The organism is Polaribacter sp. MED152, assembly GCF_000152945.2.
Taxonomy (GTDB): Bacteria; Bacteroidota; Bacteroidia; order Flavobacteriales; family Flavobacteriaceae; genus Polaribacter.
Genome location: NC_020830.1, coordinates 172,134 through 198,186, shown reverse-complemented (window position 1 = coordinate 198,186; position 26,053 = coordinate 172,134). Strand labels below are relative to the sequence as shown.

At 29.8% G+C, this 26,053-nt stretch carries 25 protein-coding genes; 14 read left to right on the top strand and 11 right to left on the bottom strand.

Going from position 1 to position 26,053, the window contains the following annotated elements; translation table 11 throughout:
• Positions 1 to 31 precede the first annotated feature (31 nt).
• From MED152_RS00830 to MED152_RS00805, 7 genes are all read left to right on the top strand, one after another.
• Positions 32 to 355: a translation initiation factor gene (locus MED152_RS00830; RefSeq protein WP_015479944.1), complete on the top strand. Its 324-nt coding sequence runs from the start codon at positions 32 to 34 to the stop codon at positions 353 to 355.
• Between the two features lie 41 nt (positions 356 to 396).
• Positions 397 to 1,338, top strand: a complete 942-nt coding sequence (locus tag MED152_RS00825; protein ID WP_015479943.1) for a DUF1835 domain-containing protein — start codon at positions 397 to 399, stop codon at positions 1,336 to 1,338.
• Complete coding sequence (locus MED152_RS00820) at positions 1,339 to 2,208, top strand: nucleoside phosphorylase (RefSeq protein WP_015479942.1); 870 nt, start codon at positions 1,339 to 1,341, stop codon at positions 2,206 to 2,208.
• Positions 2,209 to 3,069, top strand: a complete 861-nt coding sequence (locus MED152_RS00815) for a substrate-binding domain-containing protein (protein WP_015479941.1) — start codon at positions 2,209 to 2,211, stop codon at positions 3,067 to 3,069. It begins immediately after the preceding gene.
• A 17-nt stretch (positions 3,070 to 3,086) separates the two neighbouring features.
• Positions 3,087 to 3,224 (top strand): hypothetical protein, encoded by a 138-nt coding sequence (locus tag MED152_RS13700; protein WP_015479940.1) that lies wholly within the window; start codon positions 3,087 to 3,089, stop codon positions 3,222 to 3,224.
• A gap of 271 nt (positions 3,225 to 3,495) precedes the next feature.
• Complete coding sequence (locus MED152_RS00810; RefSeq protein WP_148284822.1) at positions 3,496 to 4,365, top strand: UDP-2,3-diacylglucosamine diphosphatase; 870 nt, start codon at positions 3,496 to 3,498, stop codon at positions 4,363 to 4,365.
• The gene (locus MED152_RS00805) at positions 4,362 to 5,375 is read left to right on the top strand and encodes a glycosyltransferase family protein (protein ID WP_015479938.1); all 1,014 of its coding nucleotides are present in this window, start codon (positions 4,362 to 4,364) and stop codon (positions 5,373 to 5,375) included. The genes MED152_RS00810 and MED152_RS00805 overlap by 4 nt, the downstream gene beginning before the upstream one ends.
• Here the strand turns inward: MED152_RS00805 and MED152_RS00800 are convergent.
• Positions 5,359 to 6,024, bottom strand: coding sequence for a uracil-DNA glycosylase (locus MED152_RS00800; RefSeq protein WP_015479937.1), 666 nt, complete (start codon positions 6,022 to 6,024; stop codon positions 5,359 to 5,361). The genes MED152_RS00805 and MED152_RS00800 overlap by 17 nt on opposite strands.
• 37 nt (positions 6,025 to 6,061) lie before the next feature.
• Between MED152_RS00800 and MED152_RS00795 the strand changes: the two genes are divergently transcribed.
• On the top strand, positions 6,062 to 8,266 hold the full coding sequence (locus MED152_RS00795) for a DNA mismatch repair protein MutS (protein WP_015479936.1): 2,205 nt from the start codon (positions 6,062 to 6,064) through the stop codon (positions 8,264 to 8,266).
• Between the two features lie 155 nt (positions 8,267 to 8,421).
• Positions 8,422 to 8,766, top strand: coding sequence for a hypothetical protein (locus MED152_RS00790; RefSeq protein WP_015479935.1), 345 nt, complete (start codon positions 8,422 to 8,424; stop codon positions 8,764 to 8,766).
• 59 nt (positions 8,767 to 8,825) lie between these two features.
• Here MED152_RS00790 and MED152_RS00785 read toward each other — a convergent pair whose 3' ends face one another.
• Together MED152_RS00785 and MED152_RS00780 are read right to left on the bottom strand one after the other, a co-directional pair.
• A complete protein-coding gene (locus MED152_RS00785) occupies positions 8,826 to 9,050 on the bottom strand; it encodes a hypothetical protein (RefSeq protein ID WP_015479934.1) in 225 nt (74 codons plus the stop codon).
• Between the two features lie 24 nt (positions 9,051 to 9,074).
• Positions 9,075 to 9,581 carry a DinB family protein gene (locus tag MED152_RS00780; protein WP_015479933.1) on the bottom strand — a complete coding sequence of 169 codons (507 nt, stop codon included), beginning with the start codon at positions 9,579 to 9,581 and terminating at the stop codon, positions 9,075 to 9,077.
• Positions 9,582 to 9,660: 79 nt separating this feature from the next.
• Between MED152_RS00780 and MED152_RS13320 the strand changes: the two genes are divergently transcribed.
• The 4 genes from MED152_RS13320 (at position 9,661) to secA (ending at position 14,569) form a co-directional block, all read left to right on the top strand.
• Positions 9,661 to 10,143, top strand: coding sequence for a hypothetical protein (locus MED152_RS13320; RefSeq protein WP_015479932.1), 483 nt, complete (start codon positions 9,661 to 9,663; stop codon positions 10,141 to 10,143).
• A gap of 58 nt (positions 10,144 to 10,201) precedes the next feature.
• On the top strand, positions 10,202 to 10,777 hold the full coding sequence (locus tag MED152_RS00770; protein WP_015479931.1) for a cob(I)yrinic acid a,c-diamide adenosyltransferase: 576 nt from the start codon (positions 10,202 to 10,204) through the stop codon (positions 10,775 to 10,777).
• Positions 10,778 to 10,867: 90 nt separating this feature from the next.
• Positions 10,868 to 11,089, top strand: a complete 222-nt coding sequence (locus MED152_RS00765; protein WP_015479930.1) for a DUF2795 domain-containing protein — start codon at positions 10,868 to 10,870, stop codon at positions 11,087 to 11,089.
• Between the two features lie 141 nt (positions 11,090 to 11,230).
• A complete protein-coding gene (secA, locus tag MED152_RS00760) occupies positions 11,231 to 14,569 on the top strand; it encodes a preprotein translocase subunit SecA (protein ID WP_015479929.1) in 3,339 nt (1,112 codons plus the stop codon).
• An 86-nt stretch (positions 14,570 to 14,655) separates the two neighbouring features.
• Here secA and MED152_RS00755 read toward each other — a convergent pair whose 3' ends face one another.
• The 4 genes from MED152_RS00755 to MED152_RS00740 all read right to left on the bottom strand — a co-directional run bounded on the left by MED152_RS00755 (position 14,656) and on the right by MED152_RS00740 (position 21,664).
• A complete protein-coding gene (locus tag MED152_RS00755) occupies positions 14,656 to 19,398 on the bottom strand; it encodes a glycosyl hydrolase (RefSeq protein WP_015479928.1) in 4,743 nt (1,580 codons plus the stop codon).
• 181 nt (positions 19,399 to 19,579) lie between these two features.
• A complete protein-coding gene (locus tag MED152_RS00750) occupies positions 19,580 to 20,518 on the bottom strand; it encodes a hypothetical protein (RefSeq protein ID WP_015479927.1) in 939 nt (312 codons plus the stop codon).
• Positions 20,519 to 20,522: 4 nt separating this feature from the next.
• Positions 20,523 to 21,134 (bottom strand): HEAT repeat domain-containing protein, encoded by a 612-nt coding sequence (locus tag MED152_RS00745; protein WP_015479926.1) that lies wholly within the window; start codon positions 21,132 to 21,134, stop codon positions 20,523 to 20,525.
• Positions 21,131 to 21,664 carry an RNA polymerase sigma factor gene (locus MED152_RS00740; RefSeq protein ID WP_041383259.1) on the bottom strand — a complete coding sequence of 178 codons (534 nt, stop codon included), beginning with the start codon at positions 21,662 to 21,664 and terminating at the stop codon, positions 21,131 to 21,133. Before MED152_RS00740 ends, MED152_RS00745 begins: the two co-directional genes overlap by 4 nt.
• A 133-nt stretch (positions 21,665 to 21,797) precedes the next feature.
• Between MED152_RS00740 and MED152_RS00735 the strand changes: the two genes are divergently transcribed.
• A complete protein-coding gene (locus tag MED152_RS00735) occupies positions 21,798 to 22,202 on the top strand; it encodes a hypothetical protein (protein ID WP_015479924.1) in 405 nt (134 codons plus the stop codon).
• A gap of 57 nt (positions 22,203 to 22,259) precedes the next feature.
• On the opposite strand, the gene folE is transcribed toward MED152_RS00735, so the two are convergent.
• From folE to MED152_RS00715, 4 genes are all read right to left on the bottom strand, one after another.
• Positions 22,260 to 22,928 carry a GTP cyclohydrolase I FolE gene (gene folE, locus MED152_RS00730; protein ID WP_015479923.1) on the bottom strand — a complete coding sequence of 223 codons (669 nt, stop codon included), beginning with the start codon at positions 22,926 to 22,928 and terminating at the stop codon, positions 22,260 to 22,262.
• Between the two features lie 138 nt (positions 22,929 to 23,066).
• Positions 23,067 to 24,431, bottom strand: coding sequence for a histidine--tRNA ligase (hisS, locus tag MED152_RS00725; RefSeq protein WP_015479922.1), 1,365 nt, complete (start codon positions 24,429 to 24,431; stop codon positions 23,067 to 23,069).
• 100 nt (positions 24,432 to 24,531) lie between these two features.
• Positions 24,532 to 25,476 carry a YihY/virulence factor BrkB family protein gene (locus MED152_RS00720; protein ID WP_015479921.1) on the bottom strand — a complete coding sequence of 315 codons (945 nt, stop codon included), beginning with the start codon at positions 25,474 to 25,476 and terminating at the stop codon, positions 24,532 to 24,534.
• Between the two features lie 6 nt (positions 25,477 to 25,482).
• A complete protein-coding gene (locus MED152_RS00715) occupies positions 25,483 to 26,052 on the bottom strand; it encodes a pentapeptide repeat-containing protein (RefSeq protein ID WP_015479920.1) in 570 nt (189 codons plus the stop codon).
• Position 26,053: the final 1 nt, after the last annotated feature.

Genomic DNA, 26,053 nt, shown 5'->3' with positions numbered 1-26,053 from the left:
TTCAGAAATTTACGCTGATAATCATTGAAACATGGATTTAAAAGATCAACTAAAAAACTTATTTCCAGAACATCAAGAAACCCCTGATCCTCCAAAAGAAAAGTCGAATATTTGGTTGCAAGAAGACCCAATACTTTGCAAGTACGAAAAAAGAAAAGGAAAGCCAATAACCATTTTAGATGGTTATACTGGTGCAACATCAGATTTTAAACAATTAGCCAAAGAAATTAAAAAGAAACTTTCTGTTGGTGGTAGTTTTAAGGATGATAAAATAATCATTCAGGGTGATTATAGAGACAAAATAATGGCTATGTTAAAAGAAAAAGGATTTAATGTAAAACGAGTTGGAGGTTAAAAATTCCTACAACAAAATTTAAAATTTTTTGTTATTAAATTATGGGGGCATCAATTTTACATATTACCAATGGTGATAGCACAACAAATTATCTAAAAAGTTTACAGTTTTCGGGTGAATTTATTACTTGGAGAGAAATGCTTTGTGAAGGTAAAACTACTACAGATGTGGGAAGCGAATCTTTTTGGAAAAACAGATTTCAATTTCTAAAATCATCATATAATGTAAGTAAGAAAAAATTTATTGATTATACCCTCAAAGAATATAGAGCGCTATGTAACAAAAAAGATCATACAGAAATTGTGTTGTGGTTTGAGTACGATTTGTTCTGTCAAATTAATATGATTGCAGTTTTAAGTTGGTTAAAACGTTATAGAAAGGGTTATCATATTTCTTTAGTTTGTAGTGGTAAAGTAGGCAATTCAAAAAAGATGTTTTCATTAGTAGATTTAAATGAAAATCAAATACAGAATCATTTTACTAAAAGAATTTCACTCACAGATGATGATATTGCCTATGCAGATTATATTTGGCAATTGTATTGTTCAGATTCTCCTTTAAGATTAGAAACATTCTATAAAATAAAAAGCAACTCTCCTTTTCAATATTTAGCATCAGCTATAGAAATGCATTTAAAACGTTTTCCTTCTGTTGAAAATGGATTAAATGAAGTTGAAAATAGAATTCTTAATACTGCAGCCAAAAAGTTACCTAAATCTAAAGATAAATTAGTAGGTGAACTATTAAAACAAAACGATTATGGTTTTGGTGATATCCAATATGCGAATAGCATTAATGAATTAAAAAGTCTTTTTTCCTCTTTTAATCCAATCAAAATAAGCAAAAAAGGAAAACAGGTTTTAGAAAATCAAATAAATTATTACGCCCAATTAAGAAATGACAATTCTTATCTTGGTGGTACTAAAAAATATAGCTTTTTGCATTACAACAAAGCAAATAAGCTTTTACAAATTACCTCTTAAATGCCTATAAAAGAATCTGAATTAATCTTAAATCCTGATGGAAGTATTTATCATCTTAATTTAAGACCAGAACATATTTCAAATGATATTATTTTTGTTGGAGATCAAGACAGAGTAGATCAAATTACACAACATTTTGATAGTATTGAATTTACAACGCAAAAAAGAGAATTTAAAACAACTACTGGTTTTTATAAAGGCAAACGTTTATCTGTACAGTCTACAGGTATTGGGCCAGATAATATTGATATTGTTTTAAATGAATTAGATGCTTTGGTAAATATCGACTTTAAAACAAGAGAGATAAAGGAAGATCATACAGCTTTAAATATTTTAAGAATTGGTACTTCTGGCTCTTTACAAGCTAACATTCCTGTAGATTCTTTTTTATTGAGCTCTCATGCTATAGATTTAAATGGAATGTTACAAGCATACCAAATAGACGAAATAGCGCATCAAGAAATTGAGAATGCTTTTATAAAACAAACCAATTGGAGCCCTAAAAAAGCAGCACCTTTAGTTATTTCTAATAGCAAAGAACTTGCTCAAAAAATTATTTCTGATGACATTTTTACAGGAATTACAGCAACTGCAGGTGGTTTTTATGGTCCTCAAGGAAGAGTTTTAAGACTTGCCTTACAAGATGCCAATTTAAATAGTAAAATTGATAGTTTTAATTTTGAAGGAAATAGAATTACCAATTTAGAGATGGAAACTTCTGCTATTTATGGACTTTCTAAACTTTTAGGCCATAAAGCTGTATCTATGAATGCCATTATTGCAAATAGAGCAAATGGTACTTTTAGTAAAAAACCTGCACAAGTTGTAGCGGATTTAATTGTTTATACCTTAGATAAAATAGTTGAATAAATGACGAATTTAAAAGTTGGTGGAGTACCTGAACATTTCAATTATCCTTGGTATTTAACCCTTAAAAATAAAGAGTATACAGAACACAACATAAATTTACGTTGGCAAGATTATCCTGGAGGCACAGGTCAAATGTGCAAAGCACTTAGAGAAGGCACTGTAGATATTGCAATTGTATTAACAGAAGGAATTATAAAGGATATTTCTAATGGAAATCCTTCTAAGATTGTACAAACATTTGTGAAATCACCATTAGTTTGGGGTATTCATGTGGGTGCAAAATCTAAATTTAAAACCATAGCTGATTTAGAACATGCTACTATTGCAATTAGTAGGTATGGCTCAGGCTCTCACCTAATGGCCATTGTAAATGCCTATAATCAAGGTTGGGATGTATCAAAGCTAAAATTTAAAGTGATTAAAAATTTAGAAGGGGGTATTGAAGCTTTAACAAATGGAGAAGCCGATTATTTTATGTGGGAGCATTTTACCACAAAACCTTTGGTAGATGAGGGTGTTTTTAGAAGAATAGATGACTGCCCTACTCCTTGGCCTTGTTTTGTAATTGCAGTTAGAGATGAAATATTAGAAAATAATTTTGAAGAAGTTCAAAAAGTTTTAAAAATAATTAATGCTAAAACAAGTAATTTCAAAGCCATACCAAATATAGATAAAACATTGGCTAAGAGATACAAGCAGAAACTAGAAGACATTCAAAAATGGCTAAAAATTACTCATTGGAATAGCCAAAAACCTATCACAAAAAATTTAATAACTCGCATTCAAAATAAAATGATAACCTTTAACGTTATTGAAAAGAAGAAAAATTCTAGTGATTTCATAAAAAATATGTACCTTTAAATCGTAAATAAAATAGAATGAAAAAAGTAGTATTTATTGCAGTTTGTATTTTAGGAATAATTTGTTTTTCTTCTTGCAGAAGCACATCGAGTTCATGTGGTTTGGCTGATGATGTAACTACCCAAACAATCGTAAAGCAGAAAGATTTAGTTTAAATCTTTTTGTTTCTTAATTTCAAATTCAATAAATCCACTTCTCTAAGTGGATTTTTCTTTGCTTAATATTTATGAAACATTTATTATACAATTTCATAAAGTTTAGCTTACTCAATAATCATTTTAACTTCACAATAACAACACATTACCATTTTATATTTGGTTAAACCAAAGCAAAGGAAATTAGTTTTAAGCATTGTTTTTAACAATATTAACTTCTAAAATAATCCTATTTCCATTGCATTTTATTTAACATCAAAGAATGGCAAAAATCAAAAAACGTCAAGTAGAATTAGTAGTAATTTCAGATGTACATTTAGGTACTTATGGTTGTAGAGCAAAAGAATTATTAAACTATTTAAAAACCATCCAACCTAAAACATTAGTATTAAATGGCGATATTATTGACATATGGCAATTTAATAAAAGGTACTTTCCTAAAAGTCATATGAATGTTTTAAAGCATATTACTTCTTTATTAACCAAAGAAACAGAAGTGTATTACATAACAGGTAATCATGATGAAATGCTTCGAAAATTTAAAGGTTTTAAGCTTGGTAATTTAGAAATTGTAAACAAATTGGTTTTAAATCTAGATAATAAAAAAGCCTGGATTTTTCATGGTGATGTTTTTGATGTTACCATGAAACACTCAAAATGGTTAGCAAAATTAGGTGGTAAAGGTTACGATTTACTAATTATTCTAAATACCTTTTTTAATTGGTGCAGTAAACTATTAGGATATGGAAAGTTATCTCTTTCTAAAAAAATCAAAAACAGTGTAAAAGGCGCAATAAAATTTGTAAATGATTTTGAGAAAACAGCCTCAGACATAGCTATTGATAATAATTACGATTTTGTGGTTTGTGGTCATATTCATCAACCAGAAATAAGAAAAATAGAAAATAATAAGGGTGAAACTTTGTATTTAAATTCTGGAGATTGGATAGAGAATTTAACGGCTTTAGAATACAATAACAATGAATGGACATTGTATGAATATCAGAAAGATGATTTAGCTAAAGGCTTAGAACTTACTTCAAAAAAGAAAAAAAAGAAAAAGAAAAAAGATCATAATATATTATTTAACGAGCTGTTAAAAGAATTTGATATTCAAGGCACAAAAAAACCAACAATATGAAAATACTTTATGCAATACAAGGCACAGGAAATGGTCATATCACAAGAGCTCAAGAAATTATACCCTTTTTAAAAGCAAAAGGCGAACTAGATTTATTAATTAGTGGGAATGACTGTGAATTAAAACTAGATCATCCAATTAAATATAAATTCTTCGGATTAAACTTTACCCATGGTAAAAAAGGTGGTATTGATTTTTGGAACAGCTATAAAAAAATGAATTTAAGAAGATTCTTTAAGGAAGTGAAAAGTCTTTCTCTTAAAGAATATGATTTAATTCTGAATGATTTTGAACCTGTTTCTGCTTGGGCTGCAAAATTAAATAACTGTAAACTGGTTTCATTGAGTCATCAAAATGCAGTTTTGAATGATGCATCTCCAAAATATAATAAGCATTTGATAGAAAAATGGATTTTAAAATATTATGCACCCTCTAAAAATAAGTTTGGTTTTCATTTTACAAGTTTCAATTCGTCAATATTTACACCAATAATAAGAAAGAAAATTAGAAACGCTAAAGTATCTAACAAAGGGCATTATACTGTGTATTTACCAGCATATAATCACGATAAAATTGCCAAAATCCTTTCACAGATTCCGATTGTTAAATGGCATATTTTTTCTAGAGAAACCACAAGTTTAATATTTAAAAAGAATATTACTATTTATCCTGTAAATGAATTTGACTTTATAAAAAGTATGGCATCTTCTAACGGAGTCTTATGTGGTGCAGGTTTTGAAACACCTGCAGAAGCTTTGTATTTAGGCAAACGTTTGATGGTTATACCTATGAAAAACCAATATGAGCAAAAATGCAATGCATTAGCTTTACAACAAATGGGTGTGCCAGTTCTTAAAAAATTAAATAAAAAAAGAATTCCAAAAATTGCCAAATGGTTAAGCTCAGAACCCGTAAAAAACATTGAATATAGAGATACTACAGAAGATATTATAGAATCAATTCTTTTGCCTTATTACAATGAAACCATTTTGCCTACCATTCTATCTTAGTTTTATTTAAAGAAGTTAAGATTTCGTTGGTTTTAGAAAAGTGTTTGTTGCCAAACCAATATCCTCTATTTGCACTTAAGGGTGATGGATGCCCTGACTCTAAAATGTGATGCTTCTTTTTGTCAATCAATTTTGCCTTTTTCTTTGCAAAACCACCCCACAATAAAAAAATTACATTTTCCTTCTCTTTAGAAATTTGTTGTATAACTTCATCTGTAAAAGTTTCCCAACCTTTTTTTTGATGACTACCAGCTTCATGTGCTCTAACTGTTAAGGTAGCATTTAATAACAGAACACCTTGCTTTGCCCATCTTTCTAAATTGCCACTTTTAGGATAATCAACATTTAAATCAGAAGCAATTTCTTTAAAAATATTTACTAATGAAGGTGGGTGAGCAATGCCATCTTTTACAGAAAAACACAAACCATTTGCCTGGTTTGGTCCATGATAAGGGTCTTGCCCAATAATAACCACTTTTAAATCGTTAAAATTGCAGTAATCAAATGCAGCAAAAATATCATTACCTTTTGGGTAGCAAGTAAAATGGCTATACTCGTTTTTCACAAAATTAGCCAACTTTTTAAAATAGGTTTTCTCAAATTCTTGATTTAAAATATTTTTCCAAGGTTCAGCTATTTTTACCTGCATTGTTTCTTATTTTTGTAATAAAGTCAAAGATACCATTTTGAGCAAAAATATATCAGAAAAAACACTCCAAGATTTAGAATTTTCTACAGTATTACAACACATTTCAGAGTTTTGTATTTCTGGTTTAGGAAAACAAAGAGTACTAGAAACCAAACCAATTTATAGTAGAAAATACTTATTTAAAGAATTGCATTTGGTAGATGAGTACCTATCTTCATTTCAGAACGAAAATAGAATTCCGAATCATGGTTTTGATAATATTTCTGAAAGCATAAAAAGGTTGGCTATTGAAAATAGTTTTATTGAAACAGATGCTTTTTTAAAAATTGCAGCTACATCACTTACAGTTAACGAACAAATTAAGTTTTTTAAAAAATTTCAAGTTCTATTTCCTACATTTTATAAATTAACTCAAGGAATAGAATTTACTACTTACGTAGATGATGAGATTAAACGAATTATTGATATTTCTGGTGAAGTTAAAAACAATGCTTCTTCAGCACTAAAACAAATTAGAAGAGATATCAATAATGTTCGAGGTAAAATTGGCTCTAGTTTTTCATCAGCTTTATCTAAGGCAGTTGCTGCAGGTTATTTAGATGATATTAAAGAAACTATTGTAGACAATCAAAGAGTTTTGGCTGTTTCTGCCATGAATAGAAGAAAAGTTGCTGGTAGTTTATTAGGATCTTCAAAATCTGGTGGAATTGTATATATTGCTCCTCAAGCTACTTTGGGTTACAGCAGAGAATATCAAAATTTAGTTTACGAAGAAAAACAAGAGGTAATTAAAATTTTAAGAGCTTTAGCAGATACAATTAGACCAATGGTGTCTTTGCTAGAAGAGTATTTAGAATTTTTAATTCATTTAGATGCTGTTGGTGCAAAAGCCAAATATGCTCAAGATATGGATGCAATTCTGCCTAAAATTTCTAAGGAAAAGAAAATCTTTTTTAAAGATGCCTATCATCCTGTTTTATGGAAAAAAAATAAGGAACAAAAATTAAATACGGTAGCTCAAACCATTCATCTAGATGAGCAACAGCAGATCATTGTAATTTCAGGACCAAATGCAGGTGGTAAGAGTATTACTCTAAAAACCATAGGTTTACTTCAAATTATGGTGCAAAGTGGAATTTTAATTCCTGTTGATGAACGAAGTGAAACTTATATTTTTGATACTGTTTTAACTGATATTGGTGATAATCAATCTATAGAAAACCAGTTAAGTACATACAGCTATCGCTTAAAAAACATGCGATACTTTCTGAGAAAATGTAATGAAAATACGTTGTTCTTAATTGATGAATTTGGTACAGGGTCAGATCCTGAATTAGGTGGAGCTTTAGCCGAGATTTTCTTAGAAGAATTTTATAATAAAAAAGCATTCGGAATTATTACAACCCACTACTCTAACCTTAAGGTTCTAGCCAATGAATTAGATAATGTAACCAATGCAAACATGCAGTTTAATGAGCGCACTTTAGAGCCTTTATACAAGCTTTTTATAGGTCAAGCTGGTAGTTCATTCACTTTTGAAGTTGCACAGAAAAATGGTATACCATTTAGCTTAATAAATAAAGCTAAAAAACGTGTGGAAACAGAAAAAGTACGTCTAGATAAAACCATTTCTAAATTGCAGAAAGAAAGAAATCGTTTACAAAAAACTTCTGATAGTTTAGAAAACCAAAAAGAAAAAGGTAAAGAACATTTAGAAAGTTTACAGGAGAAAGAATTGAGAATTCAAGAAAAGTTATCTGGTTTTCAAGAACTTTATGATAAAAATCAAAAAATGCTTTCTCTGGGTAGAAAGGTTAATGAGCTATTAAATAAATACTTTCAGACCAATAATAAAAAGCAATTAAATGCGAGCTTTAATAAATGGGTTGCAGATGAAAAAGTAAAACATGCCAAGAAGAACCCAATTAAGCCAAAGACAAAATCTCAAAAACACAAAGCCAAAGTTGTAGAAAAACAAATTCAAGAAGTAATTAAAAAGGTAGAAAAAGAGGTTTTAGAAAAAGTAGTTGAAGTTAGAAAAGAAAAGAAAAAAGAAGAAGCTAAAATTGCAAAAGCAAAATCTGAATACGTTTATAAACTAAATGATAGAGTAAGAATCATAGATTCTAACTCTGTTGGTACCATAGATAAAATAGACAGAAAAAACGTTACCATTAATTACGGTGTTTTTACTACAAAAACTACACTTAATAAAATTGAGTTGGTAGAAAAGGCTAAATAAGTAGCAACTCGTCTCTTAAACTTTCTTAATAAAACTTAGTAAAATTCTTAATTTCAGTTAAATGATGTTAAGAAATTACTAAAGTGCACTTTTTGCTGAAACGTTTTTAAAATTCTCAAGTCTTATTGATATACGTTTAACTTAACACACTTATTATGAGAAATTTAAAATCAATCATCGCCATTATTGCTCTTAGCTTATCAACCGTAATTGCTACATCAGCATCAGAGAAAAACCCTTCTAAAGTAACCAAAGAAATTAGAACTGAAATAGTTTCTATGCTTGGTAAAAAAATTCCAATCGAATTTAAAAAAGCAGAAAAAGTTGAAGTTTCATTTATGATTAACAAAGAAAATGAAATTGTCATTTTAACTGTTGATTGCAATCAAACTGAGTTTAATACTTACGTAAAGAATAAATTAAACTATAAAAAATTAAACGCTGTAGGCGCAAAACAGGGAGAAGTTTACAAAGTTCCTGTAAAACTGAAATTAAAATAACAACTGGTTGGTTAGTTGGAGCCCAATATTAGTTTTAAGTAACTAAATTGGGCTTTTTTTTATTCGTAATTTTTCATTTCCTCATCATAGAATTCGCCTGCTTTATCCATTAAAACAGCCAATTCTGTAGCAATATCTTCTTCATTTTCTCCTGTTAAATCTTCAAACCACTCTACTTCATCATCCTTTAGATTAATCATGAATCTAGGAAACTCTGTATGCAGTACAAAAATATCTTCTGGGTACTGACTGTTATCTGCTAATAAAAATTTAGGTAATTCCATTGTATAAAAATATATACCACAAAGTTACAAATATCTTTCTTTAACTATGTTTAAATGATGTATTTGATGTCCAGAAAATAAATAACCTAAAGCTCTAACAGACATCTTATTATTAGAAGCTACACCAATTCTTTGAAATGCTTCATCAGAAAAACTCTTAAAAAGTGCAATAGAACTTTCTCTAACCACCTTCATTTCGTTCAATAACTCATCAAATTCCCTTTGGTTAGCATTGTCATTTTGTGTAAATATATCTTGATCAAAACCTGGTAAATCTGTTTTATCATTTCTAGCAAAACATAAGGCTCTATAAATAAAAACGCGTTCAGTATCTATGGTGTGTTGTATCAATTCTTTTAAGGTCCACTTACCTTTATCATATGCAAAATTATGTTTTGAGGTATCAATATTACTTAGTGTCTGCTCAAAATCATTTTGTGATGCTACTAAATTTTCTACTATACTTTTTTCTTGATTTACTAATTGTAAATACTGTTCAAAATAAGGTGCATACTCATTTTTAGGAACCATTTCTTGCTATTTTATAGTTTAATACAACGAATTTAGTCATTTTTGCAAAACTTAAATATTTTGTAAACCAATAAGATTAATGTTATATCCATTCTTCTCTTATTTAAAATTTTTAATTCAATCTACCAATCAACATGGAGTTCATTCTCCTTTTGTTTACAACTTTGTAACTAAAGGTCTTTACAAAAAATCACAAAAATCTAGTTTAATTGAGCAGAATGTAGAGCTTCAAAAATTAAGTAAGAAAAAAGTAAAAATACTTTCAAAAATTATCAATTATTTCGAAGTAGAGCAAATTTACTTTGCAAGTGATAAAGTTAAAAATACAGAAAATGATAACTTTAAAATAGTTTTCATAAATGTGGATGAACTACAGTTTATCGACTTAAAAAAAGATTTAATTATCATAATTACAGACATATACAAAAAAAAACAGAATACATCAACTTGGTTAAACTTCATTAAAGACACAGAAAATATAGTAACTGTAAACAATTATTTTTACGGATTAATCTTCTTAAGACCTGAACAAGCCAAAGAGCATTTTATAATAAGAGTTTAACATATCTAAACCTATAAAGTTCGTAACTTTGATCCTTTGTAAATAATACAAACAATTCATGAAAATATATACTAAAACTGGTGATGAAGGTACAACTGCACTTTTTGGTGGTACAAGAGTTAAAAAATACAATTTAAGAATTGATAGTTATGGAACTGTAGATGAATTAAACGCTTATATTGGTTTAATTAAAGATCAAGATATAGATGAAGCCACTAAAGAAACTTTATTAAATATTCAGAACGAATTGTTCACTTTAGGAGCTATGTTAGCTACTCCACCAGAAAAAGAAACGTTAAAATCTGGAAAAGAACGTTTAAATATACCTAAGGTAAATGTAAACTCTATTCAATATTTAGAAAACAAGATTGATGCTATGGATGCTGAGCTTCCTCAAATGACGCATTTTATTTTACCTGGAGGACATCAGGCTGTGTCATTCTGTCACGTAGCAAGATGTGTTTGTAGAAGAGCAGAACGTTTGTGTGTTGAGTTAAATGACGAAGAAACTATAAATTCTGACATTTTAAAATACTTAAACCGACTTTCTGACTACCTTTTTGTGTTGGCACGAATGTTGTCTAAACAACTACGGGTAGACGAAATTAAATGGATTCCTACCAAAAATAATTAAGTTCTTTTTTTATTGATGTTATATTTCTTAAAAAAGACTTGCATAATTCAGCAAAAAAATTATTTTTGCACAAAAATTAAACAATAAGAAATGTATTGGACGTTAGAATTAGCATCTTATTTAGCAGATGCACCTTGGCCAGCAACCAAAGACGAATTAATAGATTACGCTATTAGAACTGGAGCTCCTTTAGAAGTTGTTGAAAATTTACAGGACATTGAAGATGAAGGTGATGCTTATGATTCAATTATAGAAATTTGGCCAGATTATCCAACTGAAGATGATTATCTTTGGAATGAGGACGAATACTAAACTCAATAAAAATATAAAAAGTCTCTAAAGAGGCTTTTTTTTTGTTTTCTTTTCTGCTTTTTTGTAGAAAAAAATCAAATAGAATTTTATTGATGTAAAACACATAATACAGTTAATTTTAACTGATAAAAAAATTTGATAATGGGTATATTAGATTCAGTAATAAAGCTCTTTGTTGGTGATAAGCAAGAGAAAGATTTAAAATTATTACAGCCAATTGTAGACAATGTTAAGAAATTTGAAGCAGAGATTGCTAATCTTTCTCATGATGAGTTAAGAGCAAAAACTTTAGCCTTCAAAGAAAAAATAAAAGAAGCTACAAAAACCTTAGATGATAAAATTACTGTTTTAGAGGCAGAGGCTAAAGCTGCAGATATAGACAGACAAGAAGATATTTATGCAGAAATAGATGCTTTAAAAGACGAAGCATATACGATATCAGAAAAAGTTTTGGCAGATATTATGCCAGAGGCATTTGCTGTTATTAAAGAAACTGCAAAACGTTTTGTAGAAAACGAAGAATTAGAGGTTACTGCAACTCCTTTTGATAGAGAACTATCTGCACAAAAAGACAATGTTTCTCTAGAAGATGATAAAGCGTATTGGGCCAATTCTTGGGATGCTGCAGGTAAGCCTGTAACTTGGGATATGATTCATTATGATGTGCAATTAATTGGTGGTTCTGTTTTGCATCAAGGTAAAATTGCAGAAATGATGACAGGTGAAGGTAAAACGTTAGTTTCTACACTACCTGTTTACTTAAATGCCTTAACTGGTAATGGAGTTCATGTAGTAACCGTAAATGATTACTTGGCAAAACGTGATAGAGCTTGGATGGCTCCTATTTTTGAATTTCATGGTTTATCTACAGACTGTATCGATTTTCATCAACCAAACTCAGATGCACGTAGAAAAGCCTATAATGCAGATATTACTTATGGTACAAATAACGAATTTGGTTTCGATTATTTGAGAGACAATATGGCTAGCTCTAAAGACGATTTGGTACAAAGAGCGCCAAATTATGCAATTATAGATGAGGTAGATTCTGTATTAATTGATGATGCAAGAACACCTTTAATTATCTCAGGTCCTGTACCAAAAGGTGATGTACATGAATTTAACGAGCTAAAACCCTTAGTATCAGATTTAGTGTCTTTACAAAAGCAAAACTTGGTAAAAGTATTAGCAGAAGCTAAGAAATTATTAGCAGAAGGCGATGAAAAAGAAGGTGGTAAATTGTTACTAAGAGTTCACAGAGGTCTACCAAAAAATAAAGCATTAATAAAATTTTTATCTCAAGAAGGTATTAAACAAATTCTGCAAAAGACAGAGAATACCTACATGCAAGATAATAATAAATTGATGCCAGAAATAGATCAAGATTTATACTTTGTTGTAGAAGAAAAAAACAATCAGATTGATTTAACTGATAAAGGGATTGCACATTTATCAGAAAAAACGAATAATGACACCTTCTTTGTATTACCAGATATTGGTGTAAAAGTTGGTGAAATTGATGCTCTTGAAAAAACTGCAGAAGAAAAAGCAGTTTTAAAAGAAGACTTGTATAAAGACTTTAGTATTAAGAGCGAACGTATTCATACCATGAATCAACTTTTAAAAGCATATACTGTTTTTGAAAAAGATGTTGAGTATGTAGTGATGGAAAACAAGGTGATGATTGTTGATGAACAAACAGGACGTATCATGGATGGTCGTCGTTATTCTGATGGTTTACACCAAGCAATTGAAGCTAAAGAAAATGTAAAAATTGAAGATGCTACACAAACTTTTGCAACTGTAACTCTACAGAACTATTTTAGAATGTATAGAAAACTTTCTGGAATGACAGGTACAGCCATTACAGAAGCTGGTGAATTTTGGGAAATCTATAAATTAGATGTTGTAGAAATTCCTACAAATAAGCCAATTGCAAGAGATGATAAAGATGATTTAGTTTATAAAACTGCTCGTGAAAAATACAACGCAGTTATAGACGATATCGTAAATTTAGTTGCTGAAAAAAGACCTGTTTTAGTAGGTACAACATCAGTAGAAATTTCTGAATTATTAGGTAGAATGTTACAAATGCGTAAAATTCCACATAATATTTTAAATGCAAAATTACACAAGCGTGAAGCAGATGTTGTAGCAGAAGCAGGTAAACCTGGTGTTGTTACTATTGCAACAAACATGGCTGGTCGTGGAACAGATATTAAACTATCTCAGGAAGTAAAAGAAGCTGGTGGTTTAGCTATAATTGGTACAGAAAGACATGACTCTAGGCGTGTTGACAGACAGCTTAGAGGACGTGCAGGAAGACAGGGAGATGTTGGTTCTTCTCAATTCTATGTAGCTTTAGACGATAATTTAATGCGTTTATTTGGTTCAGATAGAATTGCTAAAATGATGGATAGAATGGGCCTTAAAGAAGGTGAAGTAATTCAGCATTCTATGATTTCTAAATCTATTGAAAGAGCGCAGAAAAAGGTAGAAGAAAACAACTTTGGTATTCGTAAGCGTTTGTTAGAGTATGATGATATTATGAACGCTCAACGTGAGTTTGTTTATAAAAGAAGAAGAAATGCGTTAGATGGTAAACGTTTGCAAGTAGATATTGCAAATATGATTTACGATACATGCGAAGCTATTGTTCAAAAAAATAAAGGAGTTAAAGATTTTCAGAATTTCGAATTTGAATTAATTCGTTTTTCTTCTATGACTTCACCTATTTCTGAAGATGAGTTCAACAAATTATCAGAAAAAGAAATTACAGATCAATTGTATGATATTGTAACTAAACATTACAAAGATAAGATTGAAAGAAATGCAGTATTGGCATACCCTGTAATTAAAGATGTATACGAAAATGAAGGTGATAGATACGAACGTATTGTAGTACCTTTTACAGACGGAATTAAATCTTTACAAGTTGTTACCAATTTAAAAGAAGCATACGAAACTGAAGGTGAAAGTTTAGTTACAGATTTCGAAAAGAATATTACACTTGCAATTATAGATGAAAACTGGAAGGATCATTTACGTAAAATGGATGATTTAAAACAATCTGTACAGAACGCATCTTATGAGCAAAAAGATCCTTTATTAATCTATAAGTTTGAAGCTTTTGAATTGTTTAAGAGAACTGTAGACGAGATTAATAGAGAGGTTTTATCTTTCTTATTCAAAGGTGAATTACCTGCACAAGATAGAAATCAGATATCTGAAGCTCGTCAGCAAAAAAGAGAAAACTTAAGTACTAGTAAAGCTGATGTGCAAAATACCACAGAACAAGCCATTCAAAATTCTCGTCAGCAATCTTCAGAACCTGTAGAAACTGTTGTGAGAGAACAACCAAAAATTGGTAGAAATGAACGCGTTACTATTAAAAATGTAATGAGTGGAGAAGAAAAGGTTGTAAAATTTAAACAAGCAATTCCTTTAATTCAAAAAGGTGAATGGGTTTTGGTAAATTAATTTAACCAAACTATTATACATTTAAAAAAACCGTTTAGAAATCTCTAAACGGTTTTTTTATATGATGCTGTAATTAGATGTATTCTCTATTTTTTGATAAACTTTGAAGTATAACTGAGGCCATCAGCGTATACTTTTATTAGATACAACCCACTAGAAAGGTCTTCAAGATTTATTTTATTTAATTCTGTTTTGTAAACCTTTAATCGTTTACCAACTACTGAGTAGATTTCTATTTTTGAAAGTGCAATATCTTGTAAATCAATATTTAATTCATTAATCACAGGATTAGGATACATCTTTAAAGCCGATTTTAAAACATTTTCTGCAGTACTTAAAGAACAACTTTCACCAACAGTATAAGTAAAATATTTAGTAACTGCTAAACCACCAGCAAAAGCAAATTTACAAGCATAGCTAATAGATTCACCTGCTGAAAATCCGCTTACAGTTGTTGAAAATCGATTACCAGATTCAGCACTCATTTGAGTTTCCGAAAATGGAGATTGCTTCCATAAATAAGCTACAACTCCTGTTTTATCTGTATCTAACAATTCGAAAGTAAAAGTAACTTCTGAGCCATTTGTGATAAATTCATAAGTATAACCTAAAGAAAACTCACCTTGTATTGCTTCACTTTCTGTTCCTGAACATTCAGAATTTGTATTTTCTAACGTGGTTGCTTGTAAACTTATTGAATTATTAGTAGCCTCATTTCCAGATAAATCTTTTGCAGAAACACTAAAATCATATAAAGTATCTGCTGTTAAACCACTTATCATTATTGATTTTTGAACTCCAGAATCACTATTTATAGATTCAGTATTATTGCCATAAGTAACGTCATAAATTACTTTTCCTGAATCATCTGTAGAATTTAAAAAAATTTCTACTGTTGATGCACTCACATTGCCAATACTTGCCGTAAAATTATCTGGGGGAGTTGTATCAGAATTACTACCTGAACAACTATTCCCAACAACATAGTTAAAATATTTAGTCGCAGATAAGCCACCTGCATAAGCAAATTTACATGCATAACTAATAGTTTCACCTATTGATAAACCACCAACTGTACTAGAAAATATATTTCCTGATTCTTGATTCATCTGAGATTCTGTAAATGGAGTTTGTTTCCATAAATAAGCTACGACACCATTTTTATCTGTATCTAACAACTCAAATTGAATTTTAACCGAAGTTCCTATGGTTTCAAAAGACACACGATATCCTTGTGAAAAACTTCCTTGACTTGCTTCAGAGGAAACCTCTTCACATTTTTGTTCTTCTGATACTGTAATTGAAATTTCTTCTGATGTAGTTGTTGCCCCAGAATTATCGGTAGCTACAGCTTTAATTTGATGTGAACCAATACTTGCATTTTCCCAAACAAAACTATAAGGTGAATTAGAAACTTCACCCAATTTTGTAGTACCTCTAAAATACTCTACTAAAGCAATTGTACCATCTAAATCACTAGCAGATGCTGAAATAGTAATTTGTTCTCCTTCTTTAAAGGCAGCATTGTTATTTGGTGCTGTAATTGAAATAGTCGGATTTACATTTCCATTATTTGAAACTATTACCAAAACCTCATCAGAATCTTGATAAGTACCATCATCTACAGATAATTTGCATTTATAAATACCATCTACCAAATTAGAAATAGTTGGTGAAGCAATTGTATTGTTATCAAAAATGATCGTTGAAGGCCCATAAATTTGCTCCCAATTATAAGTTATATTTTGTCCTTCAGGATCATTACTTGCAGAACCATCTAGCATTGCAGTTGAATCAGGTAGTATCACAGAAACGTTTGTACCTGCATTAGCAACTGGAGGAACAAAAGGCAGTGCTTCTTTATAACTAAATGTCATTTTACCTAAATTGAACTCCCCATTTTCTATAAATAATCTCAACACATTTTCACCTTTAGTTAACTGAATATCTGAAACATTCTTAGTTTGCCAAGCATCCCAATCTGAGGTATAGCCCACAGACATATCTGGACTAATTTTAGTGCCATCAATTTCAAAATAAAAAGGACCTCCTCCACTTTCATTACCAGATGTATATCTAAAACTTAGATCATAAACTCCAGCAGTTTGTACATCAACTGTATACTCCATCCATTCTCCTGCAGTAATCCAACCTATTGTTGCTCCTTCTCCATTTACAGAAATGGCATCTATATTTTCTTCTGTTCTGAAATCTCCATTATTTCCCACAGATGTATCAACATAAGTAATGCCTTGCCCAATTCCACCTTCAAACTTATCATAAAAACCTGCTTCAATTTCACCAGGAATACTATTAGGAGTACCTAAATAAGGTACTTGTTCCCCTATTTGTACTTCAACAATATTGGTAACACTAAATTGATTGTTTACATAAACTTTAGCGTAAAAACCATGAATACCCAATCCTAAATTAGCTGCTTTAAGTTCGTATGGAGCTGATGTGTCTTCACCTATAGATGTGGTTCCATCAAAAAACTCAACCTTAGTAATTCCACTTCCAGAAACAGTGGCTGTTAAATTTACACTACCATTTGGAAAAGCTTGGGCAAAATCTGATGATAAAACTCCAGAGACATCTAAATCTCTATTTGTTTTCATTTGATTTGAAGGAACCGTTAATTGAAATCCGTCTGAAAAAGAAACCGTAATTTCATTATCAGAATAATTATGCGCAACGTATGTTGTTTCTCCATTTTGCTTAAAAACTGCTGCAATAGGATAATTTGCTGTAATTGTAGCATCTACAACACCCATTGCATTAACCGAATGTAGCCAATGATAAGTTTGAGCATCAGAAATACCAAATTTTAAGTTTCTTTCTGGATAATCATTATATAAATCGACTGCTTTTTGTGGGTTTGACATAGACAAATATTTCCAATAAGTATCGTACCATAAATTTGGATGTTCTTGATTATTTAAAACAACCGTATTTGCTTCGATTTCCGCCCATAATTTCTGTGCATATTGTTGATTATGCCCAAGGTAAAAAGAACCTCCATGAATGGGATACATCTCAATACCATAAGCTGCTTCAATATCTGCTGTCCAAAAAGTGCCATTATCATAAGAATTACCCCAAACTCTAGACACCAAACTGTATTGTTGTGATGATTGAAAATTACGTTCATAAACATCAAACCAATATTCTTCTACGGCTGTTTGTTCTGTGGTATAAATATATATTCCTAAATCTCTTATTGCATCGTTCTCAGTAATTGTTCCCCAATGAATTAAAGACGAAGCAAATTGCATACTTTCTGAAGTTGATTCTTGATCATTTCCTTGAGGAAAGGTTGCAAAGCCATTGGCCCAACTGTGGCCTGCATAGGGACTAAAATTTCTCAAAAATGGAAATAAGGCATCACTTCTATCTGCTGAAGCTGCATCCTTTATTAAAGTGTTTATCATTGGCCCCCATTTTGAAGCCCAACCAGGTTCAAACTGTTCCATAAAAGCAGCAGCATGAATAAAATATCCCCAGTGAAAATGATGATCATTGATGTTTGTATCTTGTCCATGACCTGAAGGATAACCTAATAAAGCAGACCAAGTATCATTATAATAAAACAAAAATGCTTTTTCTCCAGACTCATAACTTAACCAATCTTCTAAACGCTCTTTAACAGTGGCTATCATTTTATCTCTTGCAGCTGTATTTCCTGTTTGATCAGCAATTCTGGCTGTTTGAATTAAACGATTCATAACTTGACCTTCATTGTAAGAATCCGTCCAAGTTGCTAAACCATCATTTTCAATTTGAGAAATTTTACTCTCAAGCTCAGCAGGACTAAATCCTGTGCTGTAATTTGCTAAATAAGGTATTGTTGGTAAAATTCCTTTAAATGTATTTTCTACTGTAAAGCTATTTCCTTCTTGCATTTTTAACTCACCTCTTACAGATGCATAAGTATAAGAACTTGGTACAGGAGAATTAGAACTTGTATTATACCATTGATGAGGCAATAAGCCTAGTAACATATTGGAGTTAGATCCTTCTTTAACATCTGTGGTAACTGTAAAAGTTGTAGCCACTTTAGATGTTGCTTCATCATAACTCCAATTTGTAGTTGTATTTGTTGGAAAAACGTACGCATACTTTTTTAGATCTTCAACTACATCATTAACATTACTGGTATTTTGTGGCAACATTGCCATTGACCAATACGTTTTACCATTTAAGGTTGATGTATAGGTTGCACCTGATTGATTCCATACACTACCAATTGGTGCATAGAATACAAAATCTTCGTCTCCAGATGCGTTTTCTATAATTAATACTTCATTATTAACAGTTGCTGAACCTGAATTCACTTTTATTTCCACAACATCATCTGCATCTTTTTCGTAATATAAAAATGGCATACCAATTCCTGAAGTTACATTCATTTCATTGTCTGTATCTTTCCAATTCATGGTAACTGTCCAATCTGAATAATCATAAACTGTGGTTTTATCTGTAGACAAACCTTGAAGACTAACTTCTATGGGAGCAGAATCTCCAATAACTCCCCAAGGAATATACGTAACAATTAAACCTGTATTTGTAGTTTTCATTGTCATTGGATAATTGAATAAATTATCTGCATGATTTTCTTTAACTAACTTAGACCACCAGTCATTTGTTGGAACTGGTTTACCTATAGCATTACCAGACAATTGTGGTGTACCTGAAGGAAAACCATTTCTACCTGCTTCATCTGTTCCAGGATGTGAATTTGTATAACTACCACTACCAACTTGTGTTGTTTGACAGTTTATTGAAAAACTAAGAAAAATAATTAGTGCACTAAGAAAGTATTTTAACATAAGAGTAAATTTAGTGAATACGCTATTTGTAAAGCTAACTGAATAGTTTATATAAATGAAAATATTGAGCCATACAAAAACCATACAAAACATAATTTTAAACGTATTCTTAATCCGTTTATAAAAAACAAAAAACCGTTTAGAAATATCTAAACGGTTTTTTTGTTATAACTTAATTAAACTAAAGTTTTCTTAAGTAAACAGTTCCATAACCACTATTTAATTTCATCTTATATTTACCTGTGTTATATTTTAATTTCATCCTAGTATTTATATGACCAAAATCATCCATTTCTTTTTCTTCTAACACCTTAAAATCTACATCACTATAAACAGATTTACCAATAGCATCTATAAGTAAACTAGACTTATTAGGAATTTGAACATCTATAAATCCGTTATTACTGTATATAGAAAAGATACCTTTAGGATATTCTTTTTCAAATTCGATAGTAACATTTCCTCCAATTGTATTTACAGTAACAGGACCAGAAACATCTTTCAATTTCATATTATTAAGGGTTGATGTTATTTCTACCTCTCCTTTAAAATATGATAAACTTGAGGCTTTTGAATTAAAAAATCGAACTTGACTATTCTTAGATTCTTCACTACAATTATTTGTAGACCAATTTAGTTTTATTGTGTTTGGAATTTTCACCAAATATCTTTCATTGCTTGCCATAATAAAACGAACTTGATTTTGGTCTTTGAAAAGCAGTTCTCCATCTCTTTCCTCTATAGTAAAATAAATACCCAAATCAGCATTTTGATTCTTTTTACCTAACTTCTTAAGTCCCTTTTTTCTATCATTATCTACATTAAAAAAAACAAAATTAGAATTTGATATGGAGTCTTTACTTTTTATTGTTGTTGAACTTACTTTGGCTAAATTTTTTGATTTAGCATATCCCCTTACAACCCAAGGTGAGTTCTCTTCTCTTTTTTCATGTAGACTTTTAATGATAACTTCATCTCCATCATAACCCTCTATCTGAAACTGTTTAGAGGAACAAATTCTTAAAGTTCCTTTATTAAACTTTATTTTTTTCTCTTGTGCATTTATCGCACAAAACACAATTAGAAATATTACTGTAAAAATTAATTTTATATTTTTCATGATATTATTTATTAATATTTGCCATAGCTAATGTTGCATTATTTTTAACTATAGGATATGTTTGTTTACTATTAATGATTTTTTCAAGAGGTTTTTGTGCACGATTTTCTCTTAAAATACTTAATGCTTTTATTAATTTAATTTGCACCAAAGGTTTATCTTCATTCTCTAGAGCAGTTATTAAATTCTTTCTTATTTTTTCATTTTTTGGAAATTGCAATAAACCATCAATCGTTGCAATTTTTACATTTGCATTTTCATCTTGATGCAAAATTTGAATTAGTCTGTTTATTATTCTAGTATCTTCTTTTTGATATTCATCATTAAAGGCATAAACACCTTCTAAACGTTTTCCTGCTGAATCTGCATCTAAGTTTGCCAATAATTCTTGTTCTTCTTTAGAAATTGAGTCTCTGTTTGTAAACCAAAACGCAAGAGAAAAAATGATTGCAAGACAGGCAGCTACAGACATATATCTTAAATACACAACTCTACTTTTTTTAGGTTGATGTAATTTTTGTTTTAACATTTTCTCAAAATTAGCATCAGCTTTTTTAGATATTTGCTCATTTGAAAAGGAGCTTTTATTGTCTTTAATAAAATCTTCTAATTTCATAAATCTTGTTTTTTAATCAATTTTAATAGTTGTTGTTTTCCTCTTCTAAATTGATTTCTAATAGTACTTTCTTTGGTATTTAGCATTTCTGCTATCTCCTTATGAGTATACTCTTCTATCAAATAAAGAGAAAGCACAACACTGTATTTATCTTTTAAACTAGCCATACATTCTTTAACAAATTTTATAGATGGAGTTTGCTCTAAATTATCATTAATTTCTTCTTCTTCTTTTTCTAAAGCATCGTATTCGTCAGATACTATGAACTTGTGTTTTGATTTAGAAACATCTATAGATTTATTAATTACAATTCTTTTTAACCAAGCACCTAAATTTGCATCCTCTTTTAAATGAGTTATTTTTTCGAATGCTTTTATAAAACAATCTTGAACTATATCTTCGGCTTCTTCTCTACTCTTTAAAATTCTTACTGCTGTTCCAAACATCATATTTTTATAAGCATTATAAACCTGCATTTGGGCTTGGTAATTGTTAGATTTACATCCTTGTATGAGTTGTTTGGTATTCAAAAAATTAGTTGGTTGATTTTGTTTACACTATAAGAACGTGAAAATTTTAAAAGTGTCGCAAAAAATATAGAATAATTCTAAAAATAGTTTAAATCGTCAATCAAATTCTTATTTTTATAAAAAATCTATTTAAATGAAAGTATTAACTACAACAATATTATTTTTTTTATCGCTATCTGTTTTTAGTCAAACTAATAAAATGGCTTTGTTAAAATTTAAAAAGGAATACAATGTTTTAGAATATAGGTTAAAGACAAAGTCTACAGCTTTAAATCATTCAACAACAGTAAAGATTGACAAATTAAGTTTTGAAATGAAACAAGAATTGATTAATCTAGAAACTAAATATGGATCTAATGAAATAAAATTATCTATAAATAAAAGTAAGTATGCAGAAGAAGTAAATAAAACACAACTTAAATACCAATTACTTATAAATGAGATTCAAGCTAAGCATCAAATTGAGCTTGGAAAAATTGAATTTGATTTTCAAAATGAAAAAGGTAAACTCCAATTAAAATATAAAATTGCCTCATAAAAAAAGAGCTTGTATAAAATACACAAGCTCTTTTTTTATTGAAGTCTATGGCTAAAATCAATCAAATTCTGTTTCTAGTTTTAAATAATCTAAAAACTCTCTTTTTGTTTCTTTATTTTTAAACTTACCACCAAACTCTGCAGTTACTGTAGAGCTTTCAATATCTTTAATTCCTCTTGAATTTACACATAAATGCTTTGCATCAATAACACAAGCTACATCATCTGTACCAAGTGCTTCTTGCATTGCTTGTACAACTTGCATTGTTAAACGCTCTTGAACTTGAGGTCTTTTTGCAAAGTACTCAACAATTCTATTCATTTTAGATAAACCTATTACTTTACCATCTGATATATAAGCAACATGTGCTCTACCAATGATAGGTAATAAATGGTGCTCGCAAGTAGAATAAACCACAATGTTTTTTTCTACTAACATTTCACCATAATTGTAATTATTATCAAATGTAGATGCCTTTGGTTTATGTTTCGGATTTAAACCCATAAAGATTTCATTTACAAAGGCTTTAGCCACTCTCTTTGGAGTTCCTTGCAAACTATCATCTGTTAAATCCATACCTAAAGTGTTTAAAATATCTTTAACACTTTCTTCAATTCTCTTTATTTTTTCATCATCAGAAATATCAAAAGCATCTGCTCTTAATGGAGTTTTTGCAGAAGTACCTACGTGGTTTTCTCCTATTTCTTCAATTCTTTCTTCGTTCATTATGGTATTTAATTCAAACTTATTGAAACGTAATTATTTTGCAAATTTACGTGTTTGCAACGTATTTTATCATCTTTTGTATCAATAATCATTATTGATGTATAATTATTGACAACTACTGCCTCTTAAAAGAAATCTTTATTGTAATTTATTTACTAATTCTGCTTTAGAACATTGTTGTTGTTCTCCAGTAATCATATTTTTTAATGTGAATACCTCTTGTGCTACTTCTTGAGAACCAGCTAAAACCACATATTCTATTGCTCTGTTATTAGCATACGTCATTTGCTTTTTCATCTTAGCAGCATCTGGATATAATTCTGCTTTAATATTGTATTTTCTAAGTTCAGAAATGGCTTTCATGCAATACAAACCTTCAGCATCTCCAAAATTAATAAACAATACTTTAGGCTTAGGTAAATCTACAGATTTGAATAAACCCAGTTCTTCTAGCACTAAATAAATTCGGTCTAAACCAAAAGAAATTCCTACTCCAGAAACATCTTTCATTCCGAAAATACCAGTTAAATCATCATATCTTCCTCCTCCTCCAATAGAACCCATTTTCACGCCTTTTGGTGCTGAAACTTCAAAAATTGCTCCTGTGTAATAATTTAAACCTCTGGCCAAAGTTACATCTACTTCTAAATTTGCAGATTGCAAGCCTAATTCTGTAGTTGCATTTATTACAAATCTTAATTCTTTAACACCTTGTAAGCCCTCATCTGAAGCAGCTAACATAAGATCTAAAGCATCTAAATTTTCTAGGTTAGAGCCTTTAAAATTAAATAATGGTTGTACTTTTTGAATGGCTTCTTCAGAAATACCTTTTGCTAGCATTTCTTCTTCTACTTTAGCTTGCCCAATTTTATCTAACTTATCTAAAGCAACAGTAAAATCTATCAGTTTATCTTGAGCCCCAATTACTTCTGCAATTCCAGATAAGATTTTTCTATTATTAATTTTTATAGTAGTTTCTGTTAAACCTAATTTAGTAAAAACAGTATCAAACAATTGTATAAATTCTGCTTCTTGCCATAAAGATTTACTACCTACTACATCTGCATCACACTGATAAAACTCTCTAAAACGACCTTTTTGAGGACGATCTGCTCTCCAAACAGGCTGTACTTGATAACGTTTAAAAGGAAACGTGATTTCATTTTGATGCTGAACTACATACCTTGCAAAAGGCACAGTAAGATCATACCTTAAAGCTTTTTCAGAAATCTGTGAAGTTACTTTTGTACTTTCTTTATCTGCCAATAATTGTGCATCTGCCTTCTTAAGAAAGTCTCCAGAATTTAAAATTTTGAAAATAAGCCTATCACCTTCTTCACCATATTTACCCATTAAAGTTGATGAGTTTTCAAAACTCGGAGTTTCTATGGGCTGAAATCCGAAAGTTTCGAAAGTAGTTTTAATAGTGTTCATAATATAAGAACGATTGGCTACTTCTGTTGGTGAAAAATCTCTAGTTCCTTTTGGAATGCTTGGTTTCATATAATTCAGTTATCAATATTTAGTTATTCATTGTTTGTAAATAAAAAATCTAAATATTGTTTATGGATACTTTTTTGCGAGTGCAAATATCGTGAAAATCTTACAAATTTTCAGGGCTAGCTTTGCTTTTATTTCGAACACGCAAAGAATAAATAGATGCGTTTAACTCGAAACCTAAAAGAAGAATAATGGCATTTAGCCAAATAAATAGCATTAAAATTAACAAGGTACCTATAGAACCATACAACTCATTGTACTTTGCAAATTCAGTAACATAAAAACCAAAAAGGTAAAATGACAATACTGATAAAACTGTTGTAAAAACAGCTCCTGGAGAAAAGAATCTAGAGTATTTACCTTCTTTTACTCCATAATGATAAAGCATAGAAACTGTAATAAATATCATGGCTAAGAATATAGAACCACGCACTAATTGAATCCAAATTAAATTATCTTCTAACCAAGCTAGGGTTACATAATCTTTTAAAATCAATTCAAAAAAGATTATTATAACCACAGTTATTAATAGAAAAGCCACAATTACAAAAGACACAAACATGGCTATAAAGTAGGCTCTAAAAATATTACGAATTTCTTTTACGTGATACGAAAATTCAAATCCACCAAAAATTGCATTTACACCATTAGTCATTAAAAAAATAGACCCTATAAAACCAAAAGATAGCAAACCTCCATATTGATTGTTGATAATATCAATAATAACTGTATCAACAGCATCAAAAGTTTTGGGTGGCAAAACATCACTAATAATAGAAAGTAAACCTTCTTGAGCACCATCTATGGGCACATAAGGTATTAAGGTTAGAATAAATAAAAGAAAAGGAAAAATAGCCATAAAAAAGCTGTAAGCAATTCCACTTGCTCTTGTGGTTAATGCTCCTTCTACAATGCCTATTAAATACATTTCTAAAACATCGTACAAAGACATGCCCTTTAAACCAGGCACCTTAATTTTTTTTCCTAGCTTAACTAAAGAGTTAACCACAGGAATTTTATCAAATTTATCTTCAGCAATTTTAGACATATACCACTAATCTATAACAATTTTATATTTTGATAAAAGACCAACAAGATTTTCTTTACTAAATTTTGCACCTTTTACTTGGTTTTCTTCTAAGCTAAAACTAAAATTTGCAGAAGTTCTAAAATCAGTTTTTTCTATATTAGATCTTTCAAAAGTGGTGTTTTTTAAATTGCATTTATCAAACAATGCATTACTTAAAATACTCTCAGTAAAATCTACTTCCTCTAAATTACAATTGATAAATTTAGTATTCGGAATTTTTAATTGATAAAAAGAACTAAAATTTAGTTGACAATCTTTAAAACTAAATTGAAGCAAAAAAGGATCACATTCATTGAATTTTACGCCAATCATTTTACAATTTAAAAATGAAATTTCTTTAAATACAGTATTGGTGACAATTGTATTGCTAAAATTACAATCTATAAAATCGCATTCCACAAATTGAATGTTTGAGGCATGTAAACTTTCAAAATTACAATTCGTGAATGTACAATTATCATATTCTCCTTTGCTGATTTTAGTTTTCGTAAAATCAACTTTTGTAAAAGTTTCATTATCAAAAAAGTCTAACATC